A 14,208-nucleotide genomic window follows, 5' to 3' on the forward strand; every position below is an offset into this window, starting at 1 on the left:
CTGGGGCTGCGCCCCAGACCCCGCTTGTCGCGGCTTCGACGCTCGTCCTCAAGCGCCGGACGGGCTGGGTCTCGCGCCCCGGGCGCGCCCTCCGGTCCGTCCGGCGAGGGAGGACGACTGCGCCGGGGGCGGGACCCCCGGGCGGACGGGACCCGCTGCGGTGGATGCGGGAGCATGGTGCGGGAGGTGGCGAAGATGACGCGTGAGCGAGTCGGGGCGGAAGCGGCAGGACCCGTGGAGTGGACCATCCAGCAGGTGGCGCGCCGCGCCGGCATCACCAGCCGCACGCTGCGCCACTACGACGACATCGGCCTCCTCCCGCCCTCCCGCGTCGGGTCCAACGGCTACCGCTACTACGACGTCGACGCCGTGGCCAGGCTGCAGCGCGTCCTGATCCTGCGGGACCTCGGGCTGAGCCTGCCGGTCATCGCGGAGGTGCTGGACCGGGAGGCCGACGAGGAGACGGCGCTCCGGGAGCACATCCGGCTGCTGGAGGCCGAGCGCGAGCGCCTCGACCGGCGGATCGGGGCCGTCCGGCGCACCCTCGACGCCCGCCGCTCGGGGCAGGATCCGACGATGGACATGATGCTGGAGGGGTTCAACGACAGCTACGAGGACGAGGTGGTCGCCCGCTGGGGCGAGCGCGCCTTCCGGCTCAGCAACGACTGGTGGCACGGGAAGGACATGCGGCAGCAGCTCGCCTGGAAGCGGGACACCGACGAGCTCGTCGACGCGTGGGCCGCGGCCTGGAGGGAGGGCGCGTCCCCGCTCTCGGACCGGGCGCAGGCGCTCGCCGCCCGGCACGTCGCCTGGCTCGGCGCGATCCCCGGCACGCCGGTGGCCGACGGGGACCGCGAGCGGTCCGCCGTGATGGTGCGCTGTCTCGGGGACATGTACGTCACGGACCCCGACTTCGCCACCACTTACGGGTCCGTCGAGGGCGCCGCTTTCGTCCGGGACGCGTTGCACGCGTACGTACGGGTCACCATGGAAGCTCCGTGAGGGTCACCGCGCGGGGCGCGGTCCGAGGGGGTGGGGGTGCGGGAGCCGGCCCCCGCTCGGGGGCCCTCGCCCGGTAGCCGGGAGCCGCGTCACTCTGGCGCCACAGCTCCCTCCCCCTTACCTTGGCCCCGGTGGGCACCCCCATCGAACAGCTTGCCGCGTCTTCGGCGGTCAACTCCTGACGCCAGGAGACGACTTCAGACAAGAGGTGAGTCTTGTTCCTCCACCGTCACAGACGTGCACCGGGATTACCGCCCCGCCGGGCCGGACGCGCCGGACGCGGGCGAATACGGTACGGTCGCGTCCGCGTCGCCGCCGCGCTCCTCGGGCTGACGGCCGGCGCCGTCGCCGCGGGACCGGCGCTGGCGACGCCCGACGCGGGGCCACGGGGACGGCAGTCCCTGGTCCGTCCGATCGATCCGCAGAACTGGCGCAACCCCGACGACATGACCTGGGCGGAGTACCGCTCGGTCCCCGGGACCCGCTGGGCCGACCCCGCCCTCCAGCCCACGCAGCGCAAGTTCAAGGGCGCGCTGGTGCTCCTGGACTACCCGGACGAGGAGTTCTCGGTCAGCAAGCCGGCCGGCGCCGGCCGGTTCGGCAATCCGCAGGCGCCCGCCTCCGGCATCCCCCGCGACCGCGTGCCCGCCTTCTACCGCGACTTCCTCAACAAGCCGGGCACCCTCAACCACGGTCACACGATCAACGAGTACTGGATGGAGGACTCCGGGGGCCGCTTCGGGGTCGACCTGACGGCGTTCGGGGCGTACCGGCTGCCGTGGAAGTCGTACCAGTACGGGATCGAGCCGGAGATGAACCCCGGGGCCTGCCCCCGCGGCGACACCTGCGGGAAGGACATCAGGGCCGACGGGAAGCGGGCCTGGGTCGCCGACGTGGGGGCCGACCAGGTGAAGAAGTTCGACTTCGTCTTCTACCTGACGGCCGGCGTGGACGAGTCGTCCGCCTGGCAGGAGTTCGGGCAGATGAAGTTCCGGTCGGCGGCCGACGTGCCCGCCGCCTGGGGGCCGCCGTCCCCGCTGGCGTCCGGCGGCAACGCGGCGAAGACCCGGTACGTTCCCTGGACCTCCTGGCAGGCCGCCGCCCGGATCTGGCCGAACGCGGCCGACGGCTCGTCCACCCAGGCCGAGAGCTCCGGCATGGCGACGTTCGCCCATGAGCTCAGCCACATCCTGGGCATCGGGGACAACTACAACAACCCCTACGGGACGCCCCTGAGCCGCAGTTACACCGGCATCTGGGGGATGCTCTCGCGCGGGTCCTTCAACGGACCCGGTGGCCCGCACACGCGGTGGCGGATCCCCGCGACCGCCGGCGGCTCCATGGGCGCCCAGCACGTCCTGCGGGACAAGATGAAGCTCGGCATCGTGGACGACAAGAACGTCCTCCGCCTCGACCGCGACGACCTCAAGAACCAGGGGCTCATCGTGGCCCGTGTCACCGCGCGCTCCGCACCACCCGGTGACAAGGGCCTCTCCGGCATCAACGTCAGCATGGGCCGCGACCTCTCCCCGGCCTGCGACCGCACCAAGGACCCGCTCTGCGACGGCGGCGGCTACGACAACTACACCGTCGAGGTCGTCGACCGCATGGGCATGGACTCCTTCACCCCCGACCACGGCGTGCTGATCAGCAAGACCAAGAACGCCGACCGCGCCCCCTTCGCCTGGGTGATCGACGCCCATCCCGAGGACATCGGCATGGTCGACTTCAAGCGCCCCGACGGCTCCCTCCAGAAGATCACCATGGGGGACTACCGGCAGCTCAGCGACGCCCTCTTCCACGCGGGCGCCGACTCCGGCAGCTCCTACGAGTACGTGGACCACGCCAACCGCCTGCACTTCTACGTCCTCGACATCCGCCGCGACGCCGCCGGCGTCCTCTCCTACAGCGTCGGCGTGAAGTCCCTCGACGGGACCGGCCCGCAGGCGCGCGGTGCCGCGCTGGGCCGCGGGACGGCGAAGGGCCGGCCGGTCGACGGCCGCGCCCGGTGCACCTTCGACCTCACCAACACCGGCCGCCCGGCGGAGGCCGACGACGGCTACCGCTCGGCCGACGTCTACCGGCTCTCGGCCACCGCCTCCGGCCGCGGCTGGTCCGCCTGGCTCCCCAACCGCCTCGCGACGGCCGGGGCTGGCACGTCCGTCCCGGTCGACGTGTTCGTCGCGGCCACGACGGGCGCCGACCGCAACGGGAAGATCACCCTCACGGCCCGTTCGGAGAGCGACCCGAACCGGACGGCGACGGCCACGTGCTCGCTCCGCAAGTCGGGGCGGTAGCGACCCCGTTGGGGTAGAGGGGTGGGAGCGGCCGGACACCGCCGCTCCCACCCGCGGGGGGGCTTGTCCGCCGCGCCTCCGGCCACCCCCCGGAGGGGGGCTCGGTCATCAGTTCGCCGGGGAAGGCAGGCCGCGTGAACGGGTCTGTGCGGCACGGGGCGTCGGTCATTCCCCACTGGTTCGGAACGTCCAGGGGCGGTTCGGCCGCCGGCGTGCCCTCCGGCGGCTCATCGGTACTCATCAGCGGCGGTTTCAGGGGCGCTTATGCCCATACACCCTTGCTCCGTACGGAGGTTGGGGCATCCCATGCCCGACGGTACGGAGCGCCGGTACGTCACTCGGCCGTTCGGTGCACATGGATGCTCTGCGCAGGACGATTCGTGGTGGCGGAAGGGGGCGAACGGCACTCATGGTGCTCCCCGGCGGACTCAACGCCGCCCGGTTATGCCGTGTTTGGCGGCATATCGGGAGTGCGATTAAGTCAAGATTCACCTCACCCTTGTCCGGACGGTTGCCCGCATCCGGCGCATGATTTTGAATCGCAGGCAACACGCGGTAATGGCCGTCACACAGGAAAGAGCATTCCGCTTGGTGCCGGTGGTGACCCTCCCGGACGCGGACCGGGAAGGCGGGGTGACCTCGGCGGGCAAGGCCGGCCGAGCAGGTCGGAACGGTGTGTGGTCAGTGTCCGGAAAGCGACGGCGGAGACGGCCCCGGCCCCCACGAAGGAGCTCCGTGGGGTGGGTGGACGGCCGCGGTCCTCACCGGACTTGGCCGGGCGCGACCGGGCGCCCGGTAACGGGGAGAAGAGGCGCACATGATGCGGGACAGCCGGCAGCGAACCGATGCCGACCTGCGAAAACACCGTGAGGAACTGGTCCTCAGACACACCGCGGCGGTGATGTCGAGCGCCGGGCGGGGGCCCGGCGGCGTCTGCCGCGTCGTGCCGTTCGACGAGCAGCCGCTGGTCGGCGACGACGCGGTCCGCCGGCACTTCGAGGGCATGCTGGCGGCCTTTCCCGACCTCGAACACGAGGTGCTGGCCATCCACCACACGGCCGACGTCGTCATCCTGGAGAGCCGGATCAACGGCACCCAGGCGGCCGACTGGCAGGACATCCCCAACCGCGGCAAGCGGATGGAGCTGCCCGTCGCCGTACTCTCCCAGTTCGACGGCGAGTTCCTCGTCGATGGGACGCTGTACTACGACCGCGTGGTGGCCGCGCGGCAACTGGTCTGAAGCGTGGGACGGGGGGTGCCTGCGTGATGACGCCGTACCTGACGCCGGCGGCGGGCGAACGGCCGCCGGCGGGACTGGACCTGTTCTGCCTGCCGTGCGCCGGGGGCGGTGCCTCGGCGTACGAACCGTGGCAGGAGCGGCTGGACGCCCGCGGCGCCGGGGTGCGCGTGCTGCCCGTGCAGCTGCCCGGGCGCGAGGGCCGGGCGCACGAACCGCGGTTCACCCGGCTCGACGACCTCGTCGCCGAGCTGGACGACCACCTCGACGAGGCGCTGTCCAGGCCGCACGTCCTGTACGGGCACAGCATGGGCGCGTTCGTCGCCCACGCGCTGGCGCTGGCCCGGCAGCGCCGGGGTGCCGCGCCGCCGCGCGCCCTGGTGCTCAGCTCGCACCGCGCGCCGCACGTACGGCCGACCCGGATCCTCGACCCGGACGCCGACGACGAGACGCTCGCCGGCGCCCTGGCCGAGCTCGGGGGCATTCCCTGGGAGCTGGCGCGGAGGCGGCGGTTCCGGGCCGCGTACATGCCGCTCGTCCGGGACGACCTGCGGCTCTGTACGGGCTGGGTGGAGCTGGCGGACATCGAGCCGCTGGCGGTTCCGCTGCACCTGTTCGCCGGGGCGGACGACCACCTGGTGCCCGTGCCGGCGATGGCGGCGTGGCGTGACCACGCCGGCCGGGGCAGCGAGCTGCGGGTCCTGCCGGGCGGGCACTTCTTCGTCCGCACGCACGCGGAACGGCTGCTGCGCGAACTGGCGGCCGTCGTGGCGCGGTACGCCCCGCCGGTGCCGGCGGTCTGAAGCGGGACTCGACAGCTCGACAGGTCGACAGCTCGACAGGGGGAACGGCGACGTGAGGAGCAAGGAGGCTGCTCGCATGCTGGTCACAGAGGGTGCGGGGGAAGCCGGCGGGGTGGGATGCGGCCGGGGCGAGGCGGGGATCGGGGGTGGGGGCGGGGGCGCTCCTCAGGGCTTGACCCCCCAAGGGCCGGCCCCCCTAGGGGCCCTCCCGCAAGGGCTCACCCCTCACGGGCCCGGCGATCTCGGCTTCGGCGAGCTGTTCGGGCGGGAGAGCGAACTGCTGCGCCTGCGCGCCTGGTTGGCGCGCCCGGCGCGAGTGCGGCTGCTCACCCTGACCGGTCCCGCCGGAGTCGGCAAGAGCCACCTCGCGCACGCCGCCGTCACGCCCGGGCGCGAGGACGGTACCGGGGGCGCCCGCGGACCCCTGGGCGCCGGGTGCCCCGCGCCGCCGCCGCGGCTCCCGGTGCCACCTCCGTCCCTGCCCGACCCGCCCCTTCCCCCGCCCCCGCCGTCGGTCTGGGTCGACCTCGCCGACGCGCCCGACGCCGCCGCCTTCTGGGCGCGCCTGGGTGTCCGCGACGCCCGCGAGGCCGCCGCCCGGATCGCCGGCGCCGACCTGCTGCTCGTCCTGGACAACGGCGACCGCCTGGTGGCCGACATCGCCCTCGACGTGGCCGCCCTGCTGCGCTCCTGCCCGGGCCTGCGCACCCTCCTCACCAGCCGCGTCCCGCTGGACATCCGCGCCGAGCGGCTGTTCCCCGTCGGCCCGTTGCCCACCGGCGCGGGCTCGCCCGCCGAGGCCCTCTTCGCGGAGCGGGTGCGCCCGTACCACCGTCCCGGCGTCGACAGCGGGCCGGGCCGGCTCGCCGTGGGGGAGATCTGCCGGCTGCTGGACGGGCTTCCGCTGGCCGTCGAGATGGCCGCGGAGGCGGTCGGTACGGAGGGGCCGCGCGCCCTGCTCGAACGCCTGGAGCGCGGCGACTGCGACCCCGGGCGGCACCGGGCGCGCGACACCCCCGAGCGGCACCGCAGCGTCGCCGCCGCCCTGACCTGGCCCGCCGGGACGCCTGGGGAGGGCGACCCGGCGCTGCTGCGGGCCCTGTCGGTGTTCGACACCTACATCGACCCGGCCGCCGTGCGGCGCGTCACCGGGCTCGACCACAGCGCCGCGGTCGCCGGCATCGACGCGCTGCTGCACAAGAGCCTGCTGCTGAGCACTCCCGGGCAGGACGGCGAGCCGGAACTCCGCCTCACCTACATGGCCCGCGCCTACCACCGCGCCCGGCTGGCCGCCGACCCCGGCGAGCTGCGCCGCGTCCTCGACGGGCACGCCGCCCACTGGGTGGCGTACGCCGAGGCCACGGCGCAGGCCCTGCGCGCGGGCCGGCACCTGGACCAGGTGCTGCACGCGGTCGCCGGCCGCCTCCCCGACGTCCTCAAGGCGGCCCGCCACCTGACGTCCACCGGCGACCACCTCGCCGCGCTGCGCCTGCTGACCGCCCTGGAGGTGCCGCTGCTGCGCCACCGCCTGGCCCCGGAGGCGGCGGACGCGGTCGAGGCGGCCGCCGACGCGTGGACCGCGGCCGGCCGGCCCGCCACCCGGGCCGCGGGCGGCGAGGTGGTGGCCGGGGCGCTCGTCGCGGTCGGGCGGTGGGCCGTCGACCGCGGGGAGTACGCCCGCGCGGCGCGTGTACTGGAACGGGCGGATTCCGCCGCCGCGGAACTCCCCGTGGCCCGCGCCCGCGTCGCGGCCGCCACGGGTGAACTGCTGCGGCGGATGGGCGAGTCCACGTCCGCCGCCGACGTGCTGGAGCCGGCGGTGCGCCGGCTCGACGCCCACGGCGACCGGCGCACCGCCGCGCTGGCCCGGCGCGGCCAGGCCCTGCTGCGGGCCGCGCACGCCGACCCGGACGCCGAACGTCCGCTGTTGCGCGCCCTGGAGGACGTACCGGACGACGCCGCGCTCCGGGCGTCGCTGCTCACCGCGCTCGCCCGGGTCCGACGGACGCTCGGGCGCGACCGGGAGGCGCACGAGACCGCCCGCGAGGCGGCCCGGCTGCTCATGGGCACCGGCGACCCCGCGCAGGTGGCCGAGGCGCTGGAGACGGTGGCCGTCACCTCCGGCGGCGCGTGCGGCGACGGGGAGCAGCGGCGGCACGCCGTCGCCCGGGTGCTGGCGCACGCGGAGGCCGTCCGGCGGCGGTACGGCGTCGTCCCCGACGGTGACGACGCGGCCGGCGAGCTCGCCCGGAGCCTCGTCGGGAGCCCCGGCGCCCGCCCGCTGCGGGAACTGCGCCGCGACGCGGAACGGGTGTCCCTGCACGACGCCCTCGTCGCCGCCCTGTTCGCCCCGGCCCCCGCTCCCGAGCCCGCGCGCGCGGCCCGCCGGGGAACCGCCCCGCACGGCCTCACCCCACGGCAGCACCAGATCGCGCTCCTGGTAGCGGAGGGCCTCACCAACCGGCAGATCGCGCGGCGGCTGGGGATCTCCGAGTGGACGGTGACCAACCATCTGCGCGTGGTGATGCAGAAGTTGGGGTGCGCGTCACGCGTGCACGTCGTGCGGGCGGTGCAGGGCGGTACGCCGTGAGGGGCATGCGGCGTCGGGCACCTCTTGAGGTCCATGCCGGAGGGGGCGCCCCCGAGGCGGAATCCGCCGCCGGGCGCGCCCCCGATCGGAACCCCCGAGGACCGTCGTCCGGGCCTCGTACCCGGCTCAGAAGACGAGCGGGCCCGGGGTCTGCGAGGACACGGCGGTGCAGGTGTTGGCCGTGCCGAGGACGTTCAGGCTGAGCGACGAATCGCCCGAGCCCGCGGCCGGGATGTAGGAGTCGAGGCGGTCGCCCGCCGCCACCGGCCCGGTGAGGGGGCCGACGACGACCGGCTGCCCGGCCGGGGTCGCCGCGTTGGCGGTGCCGCTGAAGGTGGCGATGCCGCCGTCGGCCTTCCGCAGCCGCAGCGTGGCGCTGACCGAGTCCGCGGGGATGTCGGCCGGGGCCAGGCCGCCGCTGGTGGAGAAGCGGAGGGAACCGACGCCATGGTCGGCCGAGCCCTCGATGGTCAGGTCGGTGACGCCGAATTGGCCGCAGTCGTACCGGGCGGTGACCGTCTGGACGCCGGCCGGGGAATCGGCGGCGGCAGTGGCCGGCCCGGCCGTCGCGAGGCCGCCCAGGAGCAGGGCCGCGCTGGCGACGGAGGCGGCGGTGAGCTTCTTCCGCATGATCGGTTGCCTTTCCACTGAACGGATGGTGTGGGGAAGCGTCCGGGCGGCGGATCCACCGCCCGTCGATCACCCGGTGACGTGGGTGACACGCCCCCGGGGGCTTGGGGGGCGGCCGGCGGACGCGGGTCCGCCGGGCCGTCGCGGCGACTACGTCCGGGCGTCCTCGGTGACGTCGGTCGCGGTCGTGCCGGTCCCGGTCACGTCGGCATCGGCTCCGTGCCGGGCATCGTGCCCGGCCCCGCCCCGCCACCGGACCGCCGCCGCCCCCGCGAAGTCCCCCGCGTGGGCGAACCCGGCGAGCATCAGCAGGCTGCCGTCGGGGATCCGGCCCTCGCGGAGGGCGTGGTCCAGGGTGATGGGGACGGCGGCGCCGAAGAGGTTGCCGAACCGGTCGAAGGTGTCGAGGTGCCGGGCGGGGTCGAGGGAGAGGCGGGTGCGCCACTGCTCCAGGAACATCCGGTTCGGCTGGTTGGTGATCAGCACGTCCAGGTCGCCGGTCTCCAGCCCCAGTTCCGCGCACAGCCCCGAGACCACGTCGGGCACCAGCCGGTTGCCGCGCTCGACGATGTCCTTGACCCGGCCGGGTGTGAACCCGACGTGCATCTGGCTGGTCCCCGGCTCCCAGTACTTGCGCCCGTCGGACAGGGTCAGGCCGCAGTCCCGGGTGTACTCGCCGTGGTGGGCGACCCGGATGCCGAGCACGGGCGATTCCGCCGACGCGGCCACGAGGGCCGCCCCGCAGCCGTCCCCCGGAATGACGGCCTCCGGGAGGGTGCGCACCTCGGACTGGGTCATCACCGGCCCCGCGCAGTTCTGCACGTTGAGCAGCAGCGCGGACCGGGCCTGCCCGGTGCCGACGAGGACCCGCGCCAGCCGCAGCAGGTGGACGAAGGAGGCGCAGCCGCCGTTGTGCGCGTCGATCACCCAGTCGGCCCGGATGCCGAGCCGGTGCGCCACCTCGGCGCCCGGGCCGGTGAACGGCACCTCCGGCAGCAGCGTGTTGGTGAGCACCACGTCGACGCCGCGCACCGCGTCCCGCCCGACGCGTTCGGCCAGGGCGGTCGCGGCCTTCTCCATCATGTCGGCGGGCGTCTCGTCCCGGTCCACCTGGTGCCGGAAGCGCGGCGCCTTGAACATCGTCTCCGCGCCGGACTCCTCCCCGGCACCGTCCTGTTCCCGGTGGGCCAGGAAGTACTCGGTGCCGACCGGCTCGCCGGGCAGGTAGGAGGCGACTTCGAGCAGACTGACGTCGTGGAGCGGGCCGGTGTCCCTCATGCGGCGGTGTCACCCCCGAAGCGGTGCTCCAGGATCTTCTTCAGGTTGTCGATCTCCACCTGGTGCCCCGCGTAGAACAGCGGCCACATGTCGCCGACCCACGGCCGGTCCGGGGAGGACGCCAGCTCGGGGTGGGGGTTCTTGTCGTAGTAGGGGTGGCGGCAGTTGGTCCAGATGACGACGGAACCGGGCTTGTTCAGGACGGTCTCCGCCGGGACGATCCGATGGAGGTAGTTCATCCACAGCTCCCGGCCCTGGTCCCACGCGCACCGCATGTCGACGGTGAGCGCGTCCGGGTCGCCGTCGATCCGCATGAAGATCTTGGTGGTGTCGTCGAGCAGGACGTCCCGGCCCTGGTAGAGCCCGGGCACGTCGGTCGGTGCGAAGTCCCGTGTGCTGTACGTGTATTCGTTGAGGTGGCGGATGTCCGTGAGGTAGTCGTACACGGCCCGCGGCGGCGCGTCGATGTACTGGTGGACGGTGACGAACCGCCCGTACACCTCGTCGTAGGTGAAGCTCTCCTTGGTCAGCTGCGCGGCGAGGGCCATGGCCTCCTCCCGCGGGGTCGTCTCCCAGCGCAGCAGGCCGGGGACGTCCTTGATGCCGTCCGGGATCGGGGCGGGGGCGACGTAGCCGGGGTCGGGGGTGGGGGTGGGCCGGTCGGCGGTGGCGGTCATCCTGGCACTGCTCCTTCACGTGCGGGCCGTCCGGGACCGGCGGGCAGCGACTGCTGCCGGAAGGGCCGGAACGGTGGCATCTCGGTGGGGTCGACGTCCACGCAGATCAGCGCGGGCGTGGGGGTGGCGTGGGCGCGGCCGAGGGCCGCGGTCAGTTCGCCGGCGGTACGGACGGTCACGGCCGGCAGGCCGGGGAACAGGGCGGCGGCACCGTCGCCGATCCGGGCCGGGCGGAAGAGGTTGTAGGAGTAGTCGCCGGCGAAGAACAGCCGCTCGCGGGTGGCGCACATGCCGTGCGCGTTGTTGTTGAGCACCACGAACGTGACGGGCAGCCGGTGTTCGACGGCGGTGTGCACCTCCATGCCGTGCATGAAGAACGCGCCGTCGCCCGCGACGACGCAGGCGCGGCGGCCGGTGGCGAACGCGGCGCCGATCCCGGCGCCGAAGCTGTGGCCCATGCCGCCCATGCCGAGGGCCGCGACGAACCGGCCGTCCGGGGGCACGTCGATGTGGTGGGTGGCGGCGGCGCCGGCGTTCCCGGCGTCGGCCACCACGGTCGACCCCTCCGGCAGGGCGGCGGAGACGAGCAGGACGGCCGTCCGCATGTCGAGGAGGGTGTCCGGTGGGGGCGTTGGAACCGTTGGCGTCACCGGGGCCGGCGGTACGAGGTGGGTGGCCGGCCGCGCGTCGTCGTCATCGGCCGGCGGTTCCGCGGCCACGGCCCGGGCCAGCAGGTCGAGTTCGGGGCCGAGGGGGCCGGTGAGACGGACGAGTTCCCCGTGCGCGTCGAGGAAAGGAGTGCGGGGGTCGACGCAGACGACCGGTACCGCCTTGAGGTGGTCGCGCAGTCCGCCGCCGGCCATCTGCGGCAGCCGGGTGCCGGCGAGCAGGACGGCGGCCGCCCGCTCCAGGGCCTCCTGCGTCGCGTCCGTGCCGATGGCGCCGGAGATACCGAGGTAGCGCGGATCGCGGGGGTCGAAGACGTCCTTGGCGTCCGGCACCACGGCGACGCCCGCCGGCAACGCGGCGGCCAGCCGGGCGAGTTCCCGGCGGGCGTCGGCGCGGGCCACCGCCTCCCCGGCGATCACCGCGACGCCGCCGGGTTGCCGTGCCGCCTCCCGCAGCAGGCCGGCGGCCCGGGAACGCTCGGCGGCCGCCGACAGCGCGGGCGCGGCCGGGACCACCGGGCGGGGCGGTGCCCAGGCGGGGAGCACGGCCTGCTGGACGTCCTTGGGGAGCAGCAGCACCGCGGGGCCGGGCGCGGAGGGGTCCGTCGCCGCCGCGAAGGCCCGCGGCAGGGCGTCGGTGATCGCCTCCGGCTCGTCCACGCGGACGCAGTGCACGCCGAGTTCGCCGAACAGCCGCACGGCGTCGATCGAACCGGCGAGGCCGCTGGTCTCCTGGAAGGAACCGCGGCCGTCCAGGGCCGCAGGCGGCTGGCCGACGAGCACGACGGCCGGTACGCAGGACGCCCTGAGCTCGGCGACGCCGGGCACCAGGTTCATCGCGCCGGCGCCCGAGGTGGACGCGATCACCGGGACGCGCTGCGACGCCCGGTGGTAGCCGTCCGCCATGGTGGCCGCGGAGAACTCGTGCTTGGCCACCACGCCCAGCGGGCCGCCCCGCGCCTGGTGCAGCGCGTCGTACAGGTCCTCGATGTTGGCGCCGCCGACTCCGAACACATGGCGGACGCCCTGCCTGCGCAGGAAGTCCACGACGAAATCGACCACGCGGGGTGAACTGCTCATGCGGCACGCCCCCTCCGGCGGTGGTGCCGCCCATTACAGGCAGCGCCGTCCGGGGCGGACAATGACCCGGTCCTGTCGGTCGACGGGGTGGGTCCCGGCAGGGTCCTGCCGGTGCGGGGCGGTGGGCGTATGGCAGGGGAAACACGCGGCGTATGGCAGGGATCTGCCATATCCCCCTGTCACGTGCGGGGCGGGCCGGCGCCATAGGTTGCCGACACGTCCACGGGGAGGATCCCCGGGGGACGGCCCCTGGGGAACAGCCCCCGCGGGCGGACCCCTTGGACCCCTTGGACCTTTGGACCCCTAAGGAGCGGCCCCCACGGCTGGACCCCTGACAGGAGGACGCATGGGCAGGGCTACGGCCGCGGCCACCGCGCCGGCCACGACCGGAACGGCGGGCCGGGCGGCGGGACTGGTGCTCGCGGTGACCTGCGGAGCACAGTTCATGGTCATCATCGACGACACCGTCGTCGCGATGGCGCTCCCCACCATCCGCACGTCACTCGACTTCGAACAGGCCTCGCTGGCCTGGGTCGTGGACGCCTACATGCTGCTCTTCGGCGGCTTCCTGGTGCTCGGCGGCCGCTGCGCCGACCTCTTCGGCCGGCGCCCGGTCTTCCTCACCGGCCTCGGCGTCTTCACCGCGTCGTCGCTCGCCTGCGGCCTGGCGCAGAACCCCGAGACGCTGATCGTCGCGCGCGGGGCCCAGGGCTTCGGGGCGGCCCTGCTCAGTCCGGCGGCCCTGTCCATCCTGATCACCGCGTTCTCCGAGGCGAAGGAGCGGCGCAAGGCACTCGGCGTGTGGGGTGGCCTCACCGGCATCTCCGGCGTCTCCGGCGTACTGCTCGGCGGGGTCGTCACCGACACCGTCGACTGGCGGTGGGTCTTCTTCATCAACATCCCCGTGGGGATCCTGCTGTTCGCGCTCACCCTGCGCCCCGCCCTCGCCGACCGCGAGCCCCCGGCCAAGAGCACCTCGACCGACACCACGGGCGCCCTGCTCATCACGTCCGGGCTGCTGCTGCTCGTCTACACTGTGATCAGCACCAGCCACCGGCCCTGGGGGTCGGCCGCGACCGTCCTCGGCCTCGCCGGCGCCGGCGTGCTGCTGGCGGGGTTCGTGGTGCGGGAGTCGCGCGCGGCGCAGCCGTTGATCCGGCTGGGGATCTTCGCCCGCCGGCAGATCGCCGTGGCGAACCTGATGATGCTGCTCGCCGCGTCCGGCCTGTACGGCATCTTCTTCTTCCTCACCCAGTACATGCAGATCCTGCAGCACTGGTCACCACTGCGGGCCGGGCTGTCCTGGGCGCCGTTCGGCGTGACCATGGCGGTCTTCTCCGGTCTGGCGATCCAACTGCTGCCGAAGCTCGGCAGCCGGGTGCTGTGCCTGGTCGGGCTGGGCGCGGCCACCGGTGGACTCGCGCTGCTGCCGGGTTCGCCCGCCGAGGCGTCGTACGCGTCGGACATCCTGCCCACCCTGCTGCTGTGCGCCGCCGGCTACGGGCTGGCCATGGTGCCGATGGTGGTGGCCGCGGTGAGCGGCGTGGCGAAGGCGGACTCCGGCGCCGCGTCCGGCGTCCTCAACACCGGCCAGCAGATCGGCGGCGCCACCGGCCTCGCGGTACTGGCCGCGCTCGCGAGCGGCAGGCTGGACGACGGACTGGCCGACGGCGAGACGCTGCCCGACGCCCTGCTGGGCAGCTTCCACTCGGCGTTCCTCGTCGGCACGGTGCTCAGCGCGTGCGCGGCGGTGCTGGCGCTGGCGCTGCCCACGCTGCGGACGGAGTTCGATCCGGAGACGACGTCGGGGGTGTGAGCCGCCGGGCGGGCCGCTTCGGGCTTCGGGCTCGTGGGGCTGTTTCGGGCCCGCCGGGGTGCGTCATGGCGCGGCTCGCCGGGTGGCGTGCGGTCCGGCAGGCGGCTCCGGCCCGGTCCGGCAGGCGGCT

10 protein-coding genes are annotated in these 14,208 nt (G+C 74.4%); 6 read left to right on the top strand and 4 right to left on the bottom strand.

The window, feature by feature from the left end; all coding sequences use genetic code 11:
* The first annotated feature begins 195 nt into the window (after positions 1-195).
* The 5 genes from ACH4PU_RS08870 (at position 196) to ACH4PU_RS08890 (ending at position 7,929) form a co-directional block, all read left to right on the top strand.
* Entirely contained in the window at positions 196-1,002 is an 807-nt protein-coding gene (locus ACH4PU_RS08870; protein ID WP_398268130.1) for a MerR family transcriptional regulator, read from the top strand.
* A gap of 446 nt (positions 1,003-1,448) precedes the next feature.
* The gene (locus ACH4PU_RS08875) at positions 1,449-3,299 is read left to right on the top strand and encodes a M6 family metalloprotease domain-containing protein (RefSeq protein ID WP_398268133.1); all 1,851 of its coding nucleotides are present in this window, start codon (positions 1,449-1,451) and stop codon (positions 3,297-3,299) included.
* An 817-nt stretch (positions 3,300-4,116) separates the two neighbouring features.
* The gene (locus ACH4PU_RS08880; RefSeq protein ID WP_398268136.1) at positions 4,117-4,539 is read left to right on the top strand and encodes an ester cyclase; all 423 of its coding nucleotides are present in this window, start codon (positions 4,117-4,119) and stop codon (positions 4,537-4,539) included.
* A gap of 26 nt (positions 4,540-4,565) precedes the next feature.
* Positions 4,566-5,339: a thioesterase II family protein gene (locus tag ACH4PU_RS08885; RefSeq protein WP_398268139.1), complete on the top strand. Its 774-nt coding sequence runs from the start codon at positions 4,566-4,568 to the stop codon at positions 5,337-5,339.
* Positions 5,340-5,511: 172 nt separating this feature from the next.
* Entirely contained in the window at positions 5,512-7,929 is a 2,418-nt protein-coding gene (locus tag ACH4PU_RS08890) for a LuxR C-terminal-related transcriptional regulator (protein WP_398268142.1), read from the top strand.
* 126 nt (positions 7,930-8,055) lie between these two features.
* On the opposite strand, the gene ACH4PU_RS08895 is transcribed toward ACH4PU_RS08890, so the two are convergent.
* The 4 genes from ACH4PU_RS08895 to ACH4PU_RS08910 form a co-directional block, all read right to left on the bottom strand.
* Entirely contained in the window at positions 8,056-8,577 is a 522-nt protein-coding gene (locus ACH4PU_RS08895; RefSeq protein WP_398268145.1) for a hypothetical protein, read from the bottom strand.
* 132 nt (positions 8,578-8,709) lie between these two features.
* The gene (locus ACH4PU_RS08900; protein ID WP_398268148.1) at positions 8,710-9,837 is read right to left on the bottom strand and encodes a 3-oxoacyl-ACP synthase III family protein; all 1,128 of its coding nucleotides are present in this window, start codon (positions 9,835-9,837) and stop codon (positions 8,710-8,712) included.
* Positions 9,834-10,514: an SRPBCC family protein gene (locus tag ACH4PU_RS08905; RefSeq protein WP_398268151.1), complete on the bottom strand. Its 681-nt coding sequence runs from the start codon at positions 10,512-10,514 to the stop codon at positions 9,834-9,836. Before ACH4PU_RS08905 ends, ACH4PU_RS08900 begins: the two co-directional genes overlap by 4 nt.
* The gene (locus ACH4PU_RS08910; protein WP_398268154.1) at positions 10,511-12,262 is read right to left on the bottom strand and encodes a thiamine pyrophosphate-binding protein; all 1,752 of its coding nucleotides are present in this window, start codon (positions 12,260-12,262) and stop codon (positions 10,511-10,513) included. Before ACH4PU_RS08910 ends, ACH4PU_RS08905 begins: the two co-directional genes overlap by 4 nt.
* Before the next feature lie 346 nt (positions 12,263-12,608).
* Between ACH4PU_RS08910 and ACH4PU_RS08915 the strand changes: the two genes are divergently transcribed.
* Complete coding sequence (locus ACH4PU_RS08915; RefSeq protein ID WP_398268157.1) at positions 12,609-14,078, top strand: MFS transporter; 1,470 nt, start codon at positions 12,609-12,611, stop codon at positions 14,076-14,078.
* Positions 14,079-14,208 lie beyond the last annotated feature (130 nt).

It is taken from the genome of Streptomyces sp. NPDC021100 (assembly GCF_044333095.1).
Classification (GTDB): domain Bacteria; phylum Actinomycetota; class Actinomycetes; order Streptomycetales; family Streptomycetaceae; genus Streptomyces.